This is a genomic window from Ruegeria sp. CH11, from assembly GCF_056537105.1.
The window spans coordinates 144,130-160,836 of record NZ_JBQFQX010000005.1; the positions used below are offsets into that span (position 1 = coordinate 144,130).

The 16,707-nt window shown below is 56.7% G+C and carries 14 protein-coding genes, 1 tRNA gene and 1 pseudogene; 10 read left to right on the forward strand and 6 right to left on the reverse strand.

Annotated elements, in window-relative coordinates:
- The first annotated feature begins 35 nt into the window (after positions 1-35).
- A complete protein-coding gene (locus tag ACR0LX_RS10415) occupies positions 36-1,277 on the forward strand; it encodes an MFS transporter (RefSeq protein WP_480783660.1) in 1,242 nt (413 codons plus the stop codon).
- Position 1,278: 1 nt separating this feature from the next.
- On the opposite strand, the gene ACR0LX_RS10420 is transcribed toward ACR0LX_RS10415, so the two are convergent.
- From ACR0LX_RS10420 to ACR0LX_RS10440, 5 genes are all read right to left on the reverse strand, one after another.
- Positions 1,279-1,899: an HAD family hydrolase gene (locus tag ACR0LX_RS10420; protein ID WP_480783661.1), complete on the reverse strand. Its 621-nt coding sequence runs from the start codon at positions 1,897-1,899 to the stop codon at positions 1,279-1,281.
- 143 nt (positions 1,900-2,042) lie between these two features.
- Positions 2,043-2,498 carry a YaiI/YqxD family protein gene (locus tag ACR0LX_RS10425; RefSeq protein WP_480574026.1) on the reverse strand — a complete coding sequence of 152 codons (456 nt, stop codon included), beginning with the start codon at positions 2,496-2,498 and terminating at the stop codon, positions 2,043-2,045.
- Positions 2,495-3,952: a Si-specific NAD(P)(+) transhydrogenase gene (gene sthA / locus ACR0LX_RS10430; protein WP_480783662.1), complete on the reverse strand. Its 1,458-nt coding sequence runs from the start codon at positions 3,950-3,952 to the stop codon at positions 2,495-2,497. Before sthA ends, ACR0LX_RS10425 begins: the two co-directional genes overlap by 4 nt.
- Positions 3,953-3,955: 3 nt before the next feature.
- Complete coding sequence (gene fghA, locus ACR0LX_RS10435) at positions 3,956-4,789, reverse strand: S-formylglutathione hydrolase (RefSeq protein ID WP_480783663.1); 834 nt, start codon at positions 4,787-4,789, stop codon at positions 3,956-3,958.
- Positions 4,790-4,891: 102 nt separating this feature from the next.
- Positions 4,892-5,821 (reverse strand): AEC family transporter, encoded by a 930-nt coding sequence (locus ACR0LX_RS10440; RefSeq protein ID WP_480783664.1) that lies wholly within the window; start codon positions 5,819-5,821, stop codon positions 4,892-4,894.
- A gap of 162 nt (positions 5,822-5,983) precedes the next feature.
- Here ACR0LX_RS10440 and ACR0LX_RS10445 point away from each other — a divergent pair, with 162 nt between their 5' ends.
- The gene (locus tag ACR0LX_RS10445; RefSeq protein WP_480783665.1) at positions 5,984-6,601 is read left to right on the forward strand and encodes a TetR/AcrR family transcriptional regulator; all 618 of its coding nucleotides are present in this window, start codon (positions 5,984-5,986) and stop codon (positions 6,599-6,601) included.
- 114 nt (positions 6,602-6,715) lie between these two features.
- A pseudogene (locus tag ACR0LX_RS10450) lies at positions 6,716-6,894 on the forward strand (IS5/IS1182 family transposase); the annotation flags it as partial.
- 144 nt (positions 6,895-7,038) lie between these two features.
- Here the strand turns inward: ACR0LX_RS10450 and ACR0LX_RS10455 are convergent.
- Positions 7,039-7,123 (reverse strand) — tRNA-Leu (locus ACR0LX_RS10455).
- Between the two features lie 641 nt (positions 7,124-7,764).
- On the opposite strand from ACR0LX_RS10455, the gene ACR0LX_RS10460 reads away from it, so the two are divergent.
- The 7 genes from ACR0LX_RS10460 to ACR0LX_RS10490 all read left to right on the forward strand — a co-directional run bounded on the left by ACR0LX_RS10460 (position 7,765) and on the right by ACR0LX_RS10490 (position 16,641).
- Positions 7,765-8,280, forward strand: a complete 516-nt coding sequence (locus tag ACR0LX_RS10460) for a hypothetical protein (RefSeq protein ID WP_480783666.1) — start codon at positions 7,765-7,767, stop codon at positions 8,278-8,280.
- A 2-nt stretch (positions 8,281-8,282) separates the two neighbouring features.
- On the forward strand, positions 8,283-10,295 hold the full coding sequence (locus tag ACR0LX_RS10465) for a dynamin family protein (RefSeq protein ID WP_480783667.1): 2,013 nt from the start codon (positions 8,283-8,285) through the stop codon (positions 10,293-10,295).
- An 8-nt stretch (positions 10,296-10,303) separates the two neighbouring features.
- A complete protein-coding gene (locus tag ACR0LX_RS10470) occupies positions 10,304-11,923 on the forward strand; it encodes a dynamin family protein (protein ID WP_480783668.1) in 1,620 nt (539 codons plus the stop codon).
- Positions 11,924-11,978: 55 nt separating this feature from the next.
- Positions 11,979-12,380 (forward strand): hypothetical protein, encoded by a 402-nt coding sequence (locus tag ACR0LX_RS10475; RefSeq protein ID WP_480783669.1) that lies wholly within the window; start codon positions 11,979-11,981, stop codon positions 12,378-12,380.
- Between the two features lie 23 nt (positions 12,381-12,403).
- A complete protein-coding gene (locus tag ACR0LX_RS10480) occupies positions 12,404-13,237 on the forward strand; it encodes a hypothetical protein (RefSeq protein ID WP_480783670.1) in 834 nt (277 codons plus the stop codon).
- A 69-nt stretch (positions 13,238-13,306) separates the two neighbouring features.
- Positions 13,307-15,349 carry a dynamin family protein gene (locus ACR0LX_RS10485; RefSeq protein ID WP_480783671.1) on the forward strand — a complete coding sequence of 681 codons (2,043 nt, stop codon included), beginning with the start codon at positions 13,307-13,309 and terminating at the stop codon, positions 15,347-15,349.
- The gene (locus ACR0LX_RS10490; protein WP_480783672.1) at positions 15,346-16,641 is read left to right on the forward strand and encodes a dynamin family protein; all 1,296 of its coding nucleotides are present in this window, start codon (positions 15,346-15,348) and stop codon (positions 16,639-16,641) included. The genes ACR0LX_RS10485 and ACR0LX_RS10490 overlap by 4 nt, the downstream gene beginning before the upstream one ends.
- Positions 16,642-16,707: the final 66 nt, after the last annotated feature.

The following is a 16,707-nucleotide window of genomic DNA, read 5'->3' on the forward strand; positions in this document are numbered from 1 at the left end:
GCTAACGTCCTTTTTGCCAATGCGCTGAGGACCCAATGCAACAATCCGCACGTCTGCTGAACCCGATCTTGATCGTCGGGTGCATCATCATCACCGTCAGCTTTGCGGTGCGGGCCTCGTTTGGTGTGTTCCAGATCCCCATAGCGGAGGAATTCGGCTGGCTGCGGACAGATTTTTCGATGGCCATTGCAATCCAGAACCTGGCCTGGGGTATCGGCCAACCAATCTTTGCTGCCATCGCTGAAAAAGTCGGCGACCGGCGCGCAATCGTGCTGGGCGCGCTTACTTACGCAGCCGGATTGGTGCTGTCCGCGTGGTCGGTGACGCCGTTTGGTCATCAGATGTATGCCTGGCTGGTCGGTTTCGGAATTGCGGGAACCGGGTTTGGTGTGGTTCTGGCGGTTGTCGGTCGCGCCTCCTCGGACGAAAATCGCTCGATGTCACTGGCCATTGTCACTGCGGCTGGCAGTTTCGGACAGGTGCTTGGCGCGCCCACGGCGGAATGGTTGCTAAGTTTCCTGCCCTGGCAACAGGTGTTTATCGTATTTGCCATCGCCATTTTGGCGTTGATCATGACCTTGCCTTTTATGCGAGCACCGCAGGTCGCAAGCAAAGCCGAACTGCAAGAGAGCATGGGGCAGATTCTAGGCAAAGCACTGCGCGACCCATCCTATGCCTTGATCTTTCTTGGCTTTTTCAGTTGCGGTTATCAGCTGGGTTTTGTCACCGCCCATTTCCCTGCCTTCGTGACCGAAATGTGCGGGCCAATTCAACCCGGCGGGGTGCTGCATTCCATCGGGATCACGACGACTTCGGCGCTAGGGGCGGTGTCGATTTCCCTGATCGGGTTGGCCAATATTGGCGGCACGCTTTTGGCCGGGTGGGCTGGAAGCCGCTTTCCCAAAAAATACCTGCTGGCGGGTGTTTATACGGGACGAACACTGGCGGCTGCATTGTTCATAATATTCCCGATCACTCCTTTGTCGGTCATCGCGTTCTCGCTGGTGATGGGCTCGCTTTGGCTGGCCACCGTGCCGCTGACATCTGGTTTGGTCGCGCATCTCTATGGCCTGCGCTACATGGGCACGCTGTACGGCATCATTTTCCTCAGCCATCAGATCGGCAGCTTTTTGGGCGTTTGGCTCGGCGGCCGCATGTACGATCAATATGGCGACTACACAACGGTCTGGTGGATCGGTGTCGCCATCGGAGCGTTCAGCGCCATCGTGCATCTTCCGATCCGTGAAAACCGGGCGCCATCCTCGGTCGCGGCGTGACCTAGATTGCCTGTTCCGGCAGCAGCAGCCCCTCTGACACAAGCCGATCGGCCCAACCTTGCGGCCCGTCAAAGTGATGGGTCCGCCAGCCCCTGGATCGGGCCGTTTCGATATTTTCAAGCCGATCATCGGCAAACAGAAGGGCTGACGGGTCCAGCCCGCAGTCGGCCTCGACCATCTGATAGATCGGTGGATGAGGTTTGACGGCCTTCATGCGCCCGGACACATATTGCCGGTCGAACTCGTCCAGGAATGGATAGACGGAGGTGGCGTAGTCGAAATTCTGAACCCCGAAATTGGTCAGAGCAAAAACCGGCACTCCGTTCGCGCGCAGCGCTCTCAACAAGCGAACCGAGTGCGGGATTTCAGGCGCTGCCAATTCGATCCAATCGTCATGCCACATGCGGATTTCATTACGCCACTTCGGGTATTTTTCGGCCCATTCATAGATCGTATCTGTAAAGTGATGTCCTTGATCGACCAGATCATTCATGCCGTGCAGATCGACCTCTGCGAACATCGCTCGTCGGCGCTCTTCACCGATAACGCGATCATAGTGACGCTCGGGCTGCCATTCGATCAGAACGTTTCCGATGTCAAAAACAACAGCTTCAATTGTCATGATACGATCCTGTGTCCGAGTCGCTGATAGGGCGAAAAAACCAATCTCCGCCGCCGGTTGCAAGCTCGAACCCGCAGCGCGAAGCGCTGCCTGGCCCAACCGGATCGGGCGCATCTTTGATGCGACCGGGACGGGCGGGAGCCCTACGCCCTAAGTGCAGCGCGCAGCTCGCGTTCAAGTGAATCCAGAAACCGGGATCTGTCGGCCTTGCCAAAGGGTTTGCCGCCACCGCCAGAGCCTAAGGGATTGGCCGCACGCAGGTCGGCCATCAAGTCGCGCATGGCCAGTTGCTGTCCGATATTGGCGGCGGTAAACACCTCGCCGTTGGGGCGCAACACCCGCGCCCCGGCTTCCACACATTTGGCTGCAAGCGGGATATCGGATGTAATCACCACATCCTTTGGACCGCATCTTTCCGCGATCCACTTGTCGGCCTCGTCCGCCCCCTCGGATACGATAATGACCTGAACCAAGGGGTTGTTCGACGGGCGTAGCCCACCATTCGACACAAGCGCCATCCGCACCTTGTGACGGGTTGCGACCCTTTCGGCCTCGGCCTTGACCGGGCAGGCGTCGCCATCGACGAACAGCGTTGTCACGCGCTCTTTGCCTTTGATTTGGATGTTTCAGTGGGTTTCTTTCGCACCTTGAACTCGTCCGGTATCGGCATCCGGTTGAATGCGTCCAGCCCGGCGATCTTGTAAGCCTCTGCCAGCGTTGGGTAATTGAACGTGTTCTGCACGAAATAGTCTACCGTGCCCTTCAGGTTCAGGACCGCCTGCGCAATGTGAATCAACTCGGTCGCACCCTCGCCGACGATCTGCACGCCCAGAACCCTGCGGGTCTTGAGCGAGAACAGCATCTTCAGCATCCCGTGCTCAAGCCCCATGATATGCCCGCGTGAGGTTTCGCGAAACCGCGCCACGCCGACCTCATAGGGGATTCCGCGTTCCTGCAACTCCTCCTCGGACATACCGCAGGTGGAGATTTCGGGGACCGAATAGATGCCATAGGGGTACCATGGGCTTTCGGGCAGCGTGGGCGTTTCCAGCGCATGGCAGGCCGCCACGCGACCCTGTTGCAGCGAGGTCGAGGCCAGCGACGGATGCCCGATCACGTCACCGGTCGCATAGATATGCGGTACTTCGGTTTGGTAGGTCTTGCGGTCGACCTCAATCCGGTTGCGGTGGTCGGTGGTCAGCCCGACCGCATCCAGATTGAGCGCCGAGGTCGCCCCCATGCGGCCCGCTGCAAACAGCAGCATTTCGGCGCGGACATGTCGTCCGTTTTCCAGCGTGACCTCAACATGGCCGCCAGCATCTTCGATTTTTTCGACCGCAGAACCCAACCGTAGGTCGACGCCATTCTCGCGGATTTGATGGGTGAAATCGTGGATCAAGCGGCTGTCGATGAAGTCCAGAAACGTATCGCGAGGTTCGATCAGCGTCACGCGAACATCCAGTGCCGAGAACATTGTGGCATATTCAACGCCGATGACACCCGCACCAATCACGCACAGGGATCGGGGGATTTCCGCCATTTCCAGAAAGTCGTCTCCGTCGACGATGGTTTTACCGTTGAAGGGGACATAATCCGGACGATAGGTCTTGGTGCCGGTTGCGATCAAAAACTTTGCAGCCGTTAGGCGCGTGGTTTCGCCCGCGTCTGTTGCGATTTCAACCTCATGCGGGCCCACGAACCGGGCAAGACCGTTGAGCGTTTCCACGTGGTTGCGGTTGAACTGATGCTCCAACACGTCAACTTCGTGATCCAACGTCATGTGCAGGCGCGCTTTCAGGTCTTCGGCGCGGATCTGATCTTTGACGCGATAGGACCGCCCGTAAAAGCTGCGCTCGCGCCATCCGGACAGGTTCAAAACGGTTTCTCTCAGCGTTTTGGACGGGATCGTGCCGGTATGCACGGATACCCCGCCCAACCGGTCCTTGCGGTCGACCACCAGGACCCGCCTTTGCAGCTTGCCTGCCTGGATCGCTGCAGCGCGCCCCGATGGGCCCGAGCCGATGATGATCAGGTCATAGTCAAATTTGCTCATACCTCAGTCCCCGTAAAGCGCCTCGGCGTGGAAGGTAATGTGGTCTTCCATGAAGGTGGACACGAAGAAATACGAGTGGTCATAGCCGGGTTGCAGCCGGAATATGGCTTGCTGGCGGCGTTCCGCGATGGCCTGTGCCAGCGCTTCCGGCCGCAGAAGGTCGATGAACTGATCATTGGCACCGGTGTCAATCAGGACTGGTCCAGCGAAACCTTTCTCCTTCATCAAATGCGCCGAATCGTGCTTGGCCCATGCCGTCTCGTCTGTGCCAAGATAGGCTGCCAATTGCTTGCGACCCCAATCCGCACCCGTTGGGTTCGAAATCGGCGCAAAGGCTGAAACCGACCGGAACCGGCCTGGCAGGTTCATCGCCAATGTTAGCGCGCCGTGACCACCCATCGAATGACCTGTGATCGCCTGACGGTCCATGTCAACGGCGAAGTTCTCTGCCAGCAGCGCCGGTAGCTCCTCGGTCACGTAATCCCACATCTTAAAGTGTGGCGCCCAGGGCCTTTCTGTCGCATTCACGTAAAATCCCGCACCCTGTCCAAGATCATAGTCGTCATGATCCGCCACGCCTTCGCCGCGTGGCGAGGTGTCAGGAAAGACAACAGCAATGCCCTGTTCCGCCGCCCAGGCCTGTGCACCGGCCTTGGTCATCGCGTTTTCGTGCGTGCAGGTCAGGCCCGACAAATACCACAGGACCGGAACTGGGCCATCCTTGGCTTCGGCCGGAAGGAACAGACCAAATGTCATGTCACATTGGCACGCCGAGGAGGCATGGCGGTACACGCCCTGCACTCCGTCAAAACAGGCATTTTCCGAAACGGTTTCCATCAGACACTTTCCTTACTTTGGGTTTGCACAATCGCTAACGATCCTGATTGCGAGCGTAAAGACCGTTGCATCATAACCGTTGTATTTTTCGCCCCCTTCGGGTCAAAGCCCCCCGACCCAGTCAATGACAAATGGCAAGGTCAGGATGCTGGCCAGCGTTGAGAGCAGGATTGCCGCTGACGCGCGATGCGGGGCGACATTGTAATGCGCCGCCAGCATATAGACATTTCCCGCAACCGGCAGAGCGGCTGCGGCAATCGCGACCGAGGCCGGAAAGGTTTCGACCGGAATGAGCCAGATCAGAACAATTGCGATGCAAAGGGGATGTATCACAAGTTTGCAGAAACTCAGCCATGCGGCGATCTGCATGCGTTCGGCAGACTTGCTGGCCAGCGATGCGCCGATGGCAAAAAGCGCGCCCGGAGTCGCCGCACCGCCCAGAATTGTCAGGAAGTCGTTGAACGGGTCAGGCATGGGGATGTTCAGCGCTGACCAGATCAATCCTCCAGAAATGGACACGATCATTGGGTTTTTTATCAGGCCAAGGCCAATCAATCTGAAAGTGTTCACAGTCAGCCGTCCATCGCGGCCACCATTTATCAATATGACGATCAAGGACGAAAACACGACAAGATCGACAGCCAGAATCAGCATCACGGGGCCGATCGCTGCCTGCGTGAACAGCAGCGCCAGCATAGGCAGCCCCAGAAAACCGACGTTTCCGATCGCTGCGCATTGCGCCTCGATGGCGGCGGTCGGGATGTCCAGCCCCCGCATCCAGGCAACCAAAGTTGCAAGAGCATAGACGGTGAGCGTACCCAAAAGGTAACCCAGAACAAGCCTGCCGTTGAATATCTCGTCAAAAGGCAGCGTCGCGGCAAAGCGGAACAGCATTGCCGATAAGGCAAAGAAAAACACAAACTTCGTTAAGTAAGCCGTCGCCTGCTCGGTGAAGAAACCACTGCGACCGGCACCGTATCCCAGGCCGATGATCGCAAAAAAAGGTAAAGTGCGCAGGAAGATATCGACCATGGATCAAGAGGTAACACGGATCGCAGGGGCTGCAAGGTCTTGCGTGTGGCCGCATTGGAATACCAGCCGCATTTGGCCAAACGTGGGGTCGTGCCGAGAATCCTTGAATCTGAACCGATCGGTTTATAAAATTTGGGAAACACGCACACACAAGGAGAAGACATGACCCAAGCCGCCACAATACTACGTACGGGCCGAAAATTTGATCAGGTCCTGCAAGGTGCGCGTGAGGTCTTTATGGCGGACGGCTTCGAAGGTGCAAGCGTTGACGACATCGCGCGGACAGCCGGGGTTTCAAAGGCGACGCTTTACAGTTACTTTCCCGACAAACGTTTGTTGTTTGTGGAGGTTGCACAGACAGAGTGCAAACGTATGGCCGAACGGGTCATCTCGATGATCGACGAAACAAAACCTCTGCGAGAGGTTCTGTTGATCACTGCAACCCAGTTGGCTGCATTCTTGGTTTCCGAGTTTTCGTTGCAGGTGTTTCGTGCCTGCGTTGCCGAGCGGGACAGGTTCCCTGAACTAGGGCGCGCCTTTTATGAAGCGGGGCCGAAGAACGGCCAGCGCAAGATGGCCGAATACTTTCAGAAAGCCGTTGAGAAGGGTGATCTGAACATTGATGACGTCGAGATTGCAGCGGCGCAGTTTTCCGAGTTGTGTAAGGCCCGAATTTGGAACAAGGCTGTCCTGGGAATCCAGGATAGTTTTACACCCGAAGAAATCGACGTGGTCGCGACGAAGGCTGTAGACATGTTTTTGGCTCGGTACGGTGTCTAAGACTTTGTCCGTGACCTGGGGTCAGGATCCATTGGTTTGCGCTTGGCGACGAAGTTCACGGAAAGAAATCTGGCGATAAACATGTCTGGTATCTTTTGATTGACCGAAGCGGAGATGGCGCGCTTTGGACCCTTATTCCTGAAGTTCGATGGCAAACCACATGTTGATAGCCGGCGAGGTATGAGCGGCTTTATGTTTTCGATCGCAATGGCTTACGGTGGCGCGATGCGCCAGCCGTCCACGGGGCACACAAATTACTCTATGACCGCTCGAAGCCACGGAGCGACAAGGGTAGGGGGAGCGGTAGGATTTTAGTCATCGGCCCATTAGAACAGAACAGGACCAGAACGTGAATGTGGGAATCTAACTGGGAAACTCAGATTTGTGCCTGAAATCTTGGCCGGGTCCAGGTGCTAATTTATCCTTGTAAATCAAAATGGTGCGGGTGGAGGGACTTGAACCCCCACGCCTTGCGGCGCCAGAACCTAAATCTGGTGCGTCTACCAATTTCGCCACACCCGCACTCTGATGCTTCGCACCAGCATGGCGCGCTGCATAACAAAGCTTGAAAGCAAGTGCGAGGGGAAAATTTGCCGCCTGACGGAAAGTTTTGCAGCTGTTGGTAGCGCGACCGAAACGCGGTTCAAATGGGTTTGACTGATGTTCGATAAGGGCCTTGCATTTGATGTGCGGCGCAAGTGTCTTCGAGTAAAAGCTGAAGGCAAATAATTTCGATTTCGCGCGCGTTTTCATTAATTGACCGCATATGCTCAACAGACAGTTTCCAGTTTGCGCACATTGGCGCGCCTGCGCCCAATGGTCTATTTTACGTTGAGTGAATTTGAGAAGTCTGTTCAACGCCATCCGGAGAAGAGTGCCGTCGTGGCGGGCTGTTAGATTTTTGATCGTAGCGAGGGGGCATATTTTCAGGTGATTGAGTTCACGAATATCACATAAATAACAATGATATAAGATCTGTTTCACTTTGCTGGCACAACAGCCTGGATCGATCATGCTACGTCATTTGACGATTGATGAAGGGTCGCTGATTTACGTGTGAATACACCTAAAACACGCATAGGTTGCGACATAAGTATGTGCCCGCGTCTTAATTGCGCCACAATTCAAACGCCAAAATATCCTATTCGCGTCAAAATAACACCGTGGTGATCATCATTGATGTGCGGTGGGAGTTAATGAGTCTTTTCTGCCGCAAGGCACCTTACCAGTACCTGCTCAACTCCAGAATAAGGGTCTTTATCGTGACCGATCAGATTCATTCCGCTGCTGCCGAGCAAGATGTCGTAGACCTTGCTCGTGAAAGCTTTATCGGCGAACTCAAAACCCTCAACAACCAGCATCCTGGTACGGGTTTCGGCATCGCCCTCAAGACACACGCAGGCAATCGCTACCTGCTGGCAAATGCCCGCATGCCGTTGCCGGAACATAAATCTCAGGATTTTCCAACCGGGCGCCGCGTCGCGTCGCTGGAAAACGGAGAGCACTTTCGCTCGATCGAAATACTGGCCGATTCTCTTGCCTATGAATCGATCTCGCCCAGAATCGAGGCCGCAATTCTCGGCAATGCGCTGGATTTGATCGCACGGATCGACACTTTGGCCAGAACGCCTGCGATCGGCGCAAACAACCACATCGCCGCGACAGGCACCGGAGGCTGAATATGGCGCGTAACGACCACCTTTTGTCTGTAGGTAACGAGGCTCTGTCCCCAATGACAGAGGCCATGGCCTCGCTGACGACACAGATCGACCAACTGACAGAGGTGGCGGACGCGCGGTCCTCGGCCCGACTGGCAACGCTCAAGACCCGGATGGAGAACTTCACTGCCAGTGTAACGCTGGTGGGGCAGGTCAAGGCCGGCAAATCCTCGATCGTCAACATTCTTGCCGGCCGGCCCAACCTGTTGCCCTCGGATGTAAACCCGTGGACATCTGTTGTGACCACGCTGAACATCAACACCCGGACCGAAGGGGATACCCGTTCAAAGTTCACCTTCTTTGAACAGGAAGAATGGAACAACCTTATGGTCGGTGGCGGCCGATTGGGTGAACTGGCCAACCGGGCAGGGGCCGATGACGAGATGGATGATATCCGCCGTCAGATCGGTGAAATGAAAGCCAAGTCTGAAGAGAGGCTGGGCAAGCATTTCGACCTGATCCTTGGTCAAAGTCACCAATACGACTATTTCGACGAGGAATTGGTCCAGCGATATGTCTGCCTGGGCGATGAAGATGATCCGGATATCAACCCAAAGACCGGTCGCTTTGCGGATGTGACGAAGTCGGCCGAACTGTACATGGATATCCCGCAATATCCGATTGCACTAAAGCTGTGCGATACACCTGGCGTGAATGATACCTTCATGGTGCGGGAACAGATCACGCTGCGCAGCCTGCGTGGGTCCGAGGTGTGCATTGTGGTACTTGCGGCCAGCCAGGCATTGACGACCATGGATATGGCGCTGATGCGGATTATCGCTCAGTTCGAAAACCGGCAGATCATTCTGTTCGTCAATCGAATCGACGAATTGTCAGATCCGGTCAACCAGGTGCCCGAGATCCGCGATCGGATTCAGGATACGCTGAAACAGAACAACATCGACACCGAAACCAGCATCGTCTTTGGCAGCGCGCAATGGGCTGAGGCTGCTTTGACCGGCAACCCAGACATACTGACGGAAGAGTCCCGCGAGGCGCTGAACACCTTTTATCTGGCTGCCGGCTTTGGCGATCAGGCAGCGTCGCTTGACAAGATCTGGGCGCTGTCAGGTCTGCCAGACCTGCTTCTGGCCATGAATGAACGCATCTCCGAAGGGGCAGGGACACGCCTGCTGGATCGTGTGCGCCATCGGGCGCGGAACATCGCGAGCCAAATACGGGCGACCTCGGTCGCCAAGACCCTGTCGGGTGGCGAGGGCGTGGTGCGAGATCTCGATGGTGTCGCACCGGAAGAAGCCATTGCTACGGTTTCGGCGGAATACGAAAAGAAAGTCGCAGAACTGACCACCAAACTGCGTGACAAGGTTCTGGAACGTCTGGCCTCGGCCGAGGCCAACTTTGTCAAGCGCGCGACAGATTCGCTTATCGCGCATCTGGAGCAGAATGGCGAGCAGGGGACCTGGCAATATGATCCGGCTGGCCTGCGCACGTTGCAAAAGGCCGCGTATTTCAGCTTTGGCAGGTCCATGCGCAAAGAGGCGGGCGCGCTGTATGGCGCCGCTGCCGCCGATATGGGCGCGCTTTATCACAAGCTGCTTGGCAACCATTTGGGTGAATTCAACATCGAAGCGCCAATTGTTCCACGGGTTCCGCCGCCGCTGGGAATTGGTCGCACCATTGCATTGGACCTGCAAAGCACCTGGTGGCGCCGCTGGTGGCAAAAACGCAAAGGGTTCGAGGCCTACGCTGCCGATTATACACGTCTGATTGCGTCCGAGGCGAATTCGATCACCAAGGATATCGAGGAAAATCAGATAGCTGCTGTGCTGGAGAACGTACGTGCAGCGATGGCAGACTTTCTGTCCGAACAAAAGGATACGTTGCTCAACATCTCGAAATCGGGTGACAAAACTGCGGCTGACAACGCGGCACTCATGGCCGGGGTTCAGCCGCAGAAGTCACGCGACGATATCCTGGGCGACATCCTCAAAGACCTTAGCAACGAAGCTGCATAAGAAGAGTTATGGTAAAAAACACAGAACCCCGCTTCGTCTCTCCCAAAGCCTGGAACCGCATCGAGCAGTGGTCCCGCCGCAAACCCGTGTTTGCGCTTATGGGAGAATTCAGCGCCGGCAAATCGACGCTCATGAACTTTCTTTTGCGCACGCAAGCCCTGCCAACGCAGGTCACGGCGACGCAATTGCCGCCGGTTTGGTTCAGCTGGGGTAAACGGTCGGCCTATGTCAAACGGCATGATGGCAGTACGCAGGATATCACGCTGGACGAATTGGAAACGGTTGGCGTCAACGATGCACAATTCGTCCGTATTTTTCTGGAAGCCGATATTCTTGAGGCGGTTGACCTGATCGACACGCCTGGAATCTCGGACCCGAAGATTTCAACCGATGTGTGGCAACGCGCGGTTGGTCAGGCGAACGGTGTCTTGTGGTGCACGCACTCAACCCAGGCCTGGCGCGAAACCGAACGCGCGACCTGGGTTTCGCTTCCAGAACGATTGCAGCACAAGTCGCTGTTGTTGATCACGCGCGCAGATGCGTTGGGCCAAAAAGATCGTCAGAAAGTTCTGCGGCGCGTAAATCGCGAAGCCGGACATCTGTTCAACCGTACGATCCTGTTCTCGGCCCGTGATGCGATCATGGCACGCGACAAAACCGGCGATGCCGAGTTGTGGGCGCGCAGTGGCGGCGGAAAAATGGTCGACAGCTTCCTCGAGATCACCGAACAGATCATGGACGCTCGCGCTGATCAGCTTTCGCGCTATCAGATCGACAAATCGCAATCGGATCAGCCCAGGGTTCGGCCCATCCGTCCGGCGAAACCGGCTGATACTGTCGAAGACCCCGCGCCGCTCAAGTTGGTTGATCCGGTCGCGGACGAGGCCGACGTCGTCACCAATTTCCCCGTGCGCCCTGCCCGGGTCGAACGCAAAACGGAAGAGGCAGAGCGCCCCCGTATCGACGCCGGTGAAGCGGATCGTATGCGTGCCGAGATGGTGCAGGAGGAAGAGGAAAGCTCGAAAGAAGAACTGCGAGCCTTTTTCCGCGATGTCGATGAGGATCCGCTTGACCTGCGCGCGCTGGCCAACCCCGGTCTGGACTTTGATGAGTTCGAGTTTTCGGATGAGGACGACGAGGACAGCGACGAACCCGAGCTGATTGTCATCGGCCAGGATGACGAAGCCTCTGAGCCCGAGGTTGACGAGGCGCCCGAGAAGGATATCGAGCAATCGATTTCGTCTATTACCGCCCTACTTGCTGAGCAAAAGCAAAGCAATGACGACGATTACGAACCAGAACCGGATTCGAATGCTCTGACCTCGGTCAGTGTCGTTTCGATCGAACCGGATGCGTCGGAGAGCGAAGACGAAGACCCCGCGCCGACTTCCGAGCATCTTCTTACGTCTGAACGTTCTTCGCCACTCAGCGCGTTGTCCATGTGGCAAGAGATCGTCGCCAGTGAACCGTTGCCGGATGACACCGCCGGATTGAAGAATGCGTTTGCAGCTTTTCTGGCCGAATTCGACCAAATCGCGCTAGAGCAAAGCGAAGAAAGCTCGCGGGATTCACTTCACCCGGTACCGAAGGGGCATGACAACACCGGCGCCGAGCGGCATGTATTGTAGCAAGGCAAGCATCTTTGACCGACCGGAAACAGCGGTTGGCAGAACAGGCAGATAGATGTCGATCGAAAACGCGTTGAGCGCTGCAATTGAAACCATACCCGACTGCCTGGCAGCCGGGTATGTTGATATGGAAACGGGTATGTTGTTGGGGTTGAGTTCACCCGACGACACCGATGCCGAGGTATTGGAGAATCTGGCTTTGGCAGTCGCGAACCTGTTTCAGGGACGCGGCGTCACGGCCTTTCAGGAATTGTTGAGAACAGCGGGAACAGAAGAAGAGGAACATCCGGGATTTGGGGAAATCGCGGTGTTTTCGAATGACCGGTTGCATATCTTTCTGCGCACTCGGGAATATCCCGATCACGTGGTTTGTTATATCTGCCGCGATAGCGCAAATATTGGGCTCGCTTTGACGAAATCGCATCTTAGTTTGGGGCCGGTAGCGGCAGCAGTTTAGACGGGACCAGAGGGGGTCACGGCATGATGGATACGGAAATACTGGAGATGCTCGAAGATATCGGGCGCTCTTCGGTCGCGCGCTTGTCTCCGGCGATTTATCTGAGCGGCGAGACCGCACAGGCCCGCCGTGATCAGGTTTTGACCGCTATCCAGCGCACGATATTGCCGCGAAGGCTGGAATTTGTCGCTGCAGACGAAACATGCCTGGCGATTGAGGTTAGCAGTTCGCGCATAACGGATGTGTTTGAGTGCCGCAGCACCCCCCTGCCCGATTTCGAAACTGAATCCCGTGAGGACCTGACAGAAAAACTTGCCCGTTTGGTGACGGAAATCGCAAAGGCACCAGGCCCGCTCAAGCTGGCATCGTTGCGACCGGATGCGGCATTGGAGGCCGATGATGTCGGGCTAACCTTCTCTGAGGTCGAAAGCGCTTGCGCAAAGATCAAAATACTTGAGGAACCCCGGATGACGGTGGTGCCCGAGGCGGAGGACGAACTGGTACCGGAACGCGCGGCAGAGGCTTTCTTTGGCGGCGCAGATCGGTTCGCCCTTGGTCGGTTTCTGGTGCCAGAGGCCGTTGATGAGGCCACACAAGCGGATGGGTTGTGCGCCATGGGCCAGCCTGCACATCCGGAAAAAGACCTGTTACTGCGCCTCGCACGCGATCTGTCCGGCTGGCAGAAGGACAGTGATACCGCTGTACCGCAGCTGATTGTCATGCGCCCTTCGGGTGGTCAGGGGGCCGGGCTGGCATTGGTCCACGACGGTCAACAGATTGCCGGAGCCCTTCACGATGCACGGAAACTGGGTGCGGTCGTCAACCTGTGGAAATCATTGAAACCCGCCGCCGAATGACCGCGTTCCCGCCCAATCGAGTCCTTTTTTGAGAGTTTAACGTAAGAAACGAGTTGTCAGGGTAAACTAATGAGTGAATTGAACCGCCACGAACTTATTCGCATCGCGGAAGATATGAATGAGATGAGCAATGACGAAACCCGTCATTTCATCTCGCGTATTGTTGACGATTTGTCGAACCTTAAGCCATCGATTGCATTTGTCGGTCAGATCAAGGCCGGAAAGTCTCGCCTGATCAACGGTTTCACCGGACAGGCCGAATATCTTCCGTCCGACGTGAACCCATGGACAACCGTGATTACAGACATGCATTTCGGCCATCCCTCGGGCCGCACGGCCGGGGCCGAGTTCCATTTCTTCGATAACCGTCAATGGCAGTCGCTGATCGCCGAAGGCGAAGAGCTGCGCAATATGTTCCCCGATGACGAGGACAGCTATAAACGCGAAATGATCGAAGAGCAGGTCGAGGCGATGAAAACACGCGCCCGCCTGCGCCTCGGCGACAGCTATGAACAACTGTTGGGTCAACATCACGATCTTGACGAGTTGAATTCGGACGATCTGGCCCGCTATGTCTGCGCCGGAGATGATCCGGCTGATGATGAGGCACATGATCCGGGGTCCGATCGGGGCCTTTACAGTGACATTACCCGCAAGGCCGAGGTCTATTTTGACATCGGCCATTTCCCCTATCCGATCACCGTTACCGACACGCCTGGTGTCAACGACCCGCTGCTGATCCGCGAGGAGATTTCGCGCCAATACCTCAAGGAATCCGATTTCTTTGTGGTTGTTCTCTCTGCGCATCAGGCGTTGTCGCGTGCCGACCTCAAACTCTTCCGTCTGATGCAGGCACTGGAATTGGGTCAGATCGTTGTCTTTATCAACCGCGTCGATGAACTTGGGGGCGGCGCGGAAGACGCTGGCAAAGTTCGCGCGGATGTCGTGGATGGACTTGAAAAAGCGCTGGGTAATTCTGAGATCGATGTCCTGATGGGCAGCGCGCAATGGGCGCACTATGCCTTGACCGGGGACGAGACGGGGGTGGATCACGACCAGATCCTTGCCTGGCTGCGGGCCCATCCCGAGCAGATGAAACAGTATCTGTCCGGTGTGGAAGAAATCAAACAAGGCCCCGGTCCGATCAGTCGCGAGGCCATCTTGCGGTTTGCCGCAATGATCGCGTCCGGCCTGCCGGATTTGCGCCGCCATGTGACCCAGGCCCTGACCAACGGTCCACGCCATGAGCAGCTGCGGATGTCCTGGCAGCACCTGAACAGCTTTGCGCAAGGTGAGCTGGAACGCAGCACCGCCAGGTTGCGGGCTCTGGACGACGAGGAAGGCCCGGATGCCGGCGATACCGAAGAAAGCAGCAGCACCTTGACCGAGCTTCGCACCCTGATCGCCGAGAAATCCGGGGCCATCACCAAGGATATGGACGATGTTTTGGCCAATCTGCGCGGCGTGATGGACGATACTGTGGCCGAGGCGGTTTCGGTGGTTGTTCGCGGCCCGGACGGCCAGTCACCTTTGCTGAGCCGAGATGGTGAAACCGAACTTAACTTCACGCCGTTGCGTGATCGGATGCGGGAACTGGTGCAAGGTGCCACACAGGTCATTCGCCAGCGCATGCTGAGCGAGCTCTATGCGGTGGACATGCAAAGCAACGCGGCTTTGCGCGCCCTGCCCGGTTGGCGCGAACCGATGGACAATCGCATGAATACAAGCGCGGTGCGCTGGTTCCGCCCTGACACGACCGCCCTTACCCGCGGCATTACGGTCGAGTTGCGCGTTACATGGCTGTCCCGTCTGATTTCGCGCCGCAGCGTTCTGAATCGGGCCGAACGGATGATCGTGCAGGAATTCGAGATGATCGGGGACGATCTGATCGACACTGCCCGTAGTGACCTGCTAGAACGGATGCAGACTGTTGTAGATCACTATTTGGCGCTTTTGGCCGGACATTTGGAACATCGTGTCGGATCAGGTGGAAGCAATGCGCGTACCGAAGCGCAGCAAGCCGTGGATCGGGCGCGGCGCATAGCGGATCAGCTGAGTCTCGTACTTGGCCCAGTTCGCGCTGACACTTTGCAGGCTGAGGCAGCAGAATGATTGAATTTCCCGGAACCGAGCAGGACGTGCGGCAACTCGAACGTTTTCTGAACGCTACCGAGGACGCGCCGTCCACGCCGGACCTGGACGACCTGCGTGCGCGGGCCCTGGGTCATGCCGAGCGCTTGTCCAATGCGGTCGCAATCGGTTTCGCGGGTGAGTTTGGAGCAGGTAAATCCAGCCTGGCAAATATGCTGGCCGGTGCCGATATTCTGCCGACCGGCCCGCAACATCTGAAACTGCCTTTGGTGATTGTAGCCTATGCCGACGCTCCGGAAACCACCGTTGGATGGTGGGACAAAGAGCCCAAGACCTATTCCGGCATCGCGTTGGAAAAAGCAGCGGCAGACGCGCCGGATTTCATCTCGGTCGGTCTGAACACTCCGGCGCTTAAGGATATCTCGTTGTTTGATCTTCCCGGATCGGGCGCACTGGATGACACCTATAAGCAGACGCTTTCGCTGCTGGAATATGTCGATTGCGCCATCTGGTGCACCAACGGTACAAATACGTGGCGCGAAACCGAACGTCATCTGTGGCGGCAAGTGCCTCAAAAACTGCACGACAGCAGCCTGTTAGCCGTTACCCACGCCGACCTGTTGCCGGATGGCGACGCGCTTGAACGCGTGGTCAAGCGACTGGACAAGGAAAAGGCCGGGATGTTCCAGGCCGTTGTTCCCATTGGCACGCCCGTCGCAGTGCGCGCCATGTCGCAGGAACCAGAGCCCGATTTCGACCTTTGGGAATCCTGTGGTGGGCAGGATTTGGCGGAACAGGTGCTGCAAGTTGCGTCGGCGCACCGCCAAAGGGACCTTGAAGCTGCGCGCAAGGATTTGAACGATCATTTCCTGCCCTATCTGGCTGAAAACATCGGTACCGAATTGACCGAGACCAGCCCACCTGTTGTGGATGGGTCGGTCATTCAGTCCAGCCTTGGCTCGGCGCTACCGCCCCTGAACAATCCGATCCTCGAAGATTGGCTGGCCGCCATAGCCAGCATCTATGATGACCTGCGCGAAACTTCCGATATGGAGCCTGCCGCCTTTCTGCAAAGCTGCCAGGAAATCGTCGAGGACTTTGCTGAACGATTGGAGTCAGGCGCTGAAATCGACCCCAAAGCCGACTGGATTCCGGGCGAGTTCGAAAAGGCGACCGACCTGCTGTTGTTGCTGCAATTCGAAAGCGGTGATGCACCCCTTAAGGATGCGGTGAGCATACTTGCCCAGCTTAGTGACAACCTCGCCTGGGCAGGCAGCACCGTTGCGTCAGCGCCACCAAAGACCGGCACTTAAAAGATTCCCGTTAAAATTGAAAGTCACGACGCCGATTCGAGGGGCCGAGAATCGGGCGTCTATTGT

What these genes read in the sequence shown, in the direction of transcription:
- fghA (WP_480783663.1), bottom strand. Translation starts at nt 4,789, where the DNA reads ATGGAAACCGTTTCGGAAAATGCCTGTTTTGACGGAGTGCAGGGCGTG.
- ACR0LX_RS10470 (WP_480783668.1), top strand. Translation starts at nt 10,304, where the DNA reads ATGGTAAAAAACACAGAACCCCGCTTCGTCTCTCCCAAAGCCTGGAAC.
- ACR0LX_RS10485 (WP_480783671.1), top strand. Translation starts at nt 13,307, where the DNA reads ATGAGTGAATTGAACCGCCACGAACTTATTCGCATCGCGGAAGATATG.
- ACR0LX_RS10475 (WP_480783669.1), top strand. Translation starts at nt 11,979, where the DNA reads ATGTCGATCGAAAACGCGTTGAGCGCTGCAATTGAAACCATACCCGAC.
- ACR0LX_RS10480 (WP_480783670.1), top strand. Translation starts at nt 12,404, where the DNA reads ATGATGGATACGGAAATACTGGAGATGCTCGAAGATATCGGGCGCTCT.
- sthA (WP_480783662.1), bottom strand. Translation starts at nt 3,952, where the DNA reads ATGAGCAAATTTGACTATGACCTGATCATCATCGGCTCGGGCCCATCG.
- ACR0LX_RS10490 (WP_480783672.1), top strand. Translation starts at nt 15,346, where the DNA reads ATGATTGAATTTCCCGGAACCGAGCAGGACGTGCGGCAACTCGAACGT.
- ACR0LX_RS10445 (WP_480783665.1), top strand. Translation starts at nt 5,984, where the DNA reads ATGACCCAAGCCGCCACAATACTACGTACGGGCCGAAAATTTGATCAG.
- ACR0LX_RS10415 (WP_480783660.1), top strand. Translation starts at nt 36, where the DNA reads ATGCAACAATCCGCACGTCTGCTGAACCCGATCTTGATCGTCGGGTGC.
- ACR0LX_RS10440 (WP_480783664.1), bottom strand. Translation starts at nt 5,821, where the DNA reads ATGGTCGATATCTTCCTGCGCACTTTACCTTTTTTTGCGATCATCGGC.
- ACR0LX_RS10420 (WP_480783661.1), bottom strand. Translation starts at nt 1,899, where the DNA reads ATGACAATTGAAGCTGTTGTTTTTGACATCGGAAACGTTCTGATCGAA.
- ACR0LX_RS10465 (WP_480783667.1), top strand. Translation starts at nt 8,283, where the DNA reads ATGGCGCGTAACGACCACCTTTTGTCTGTAGGTAACGAGGCTCTGTCC.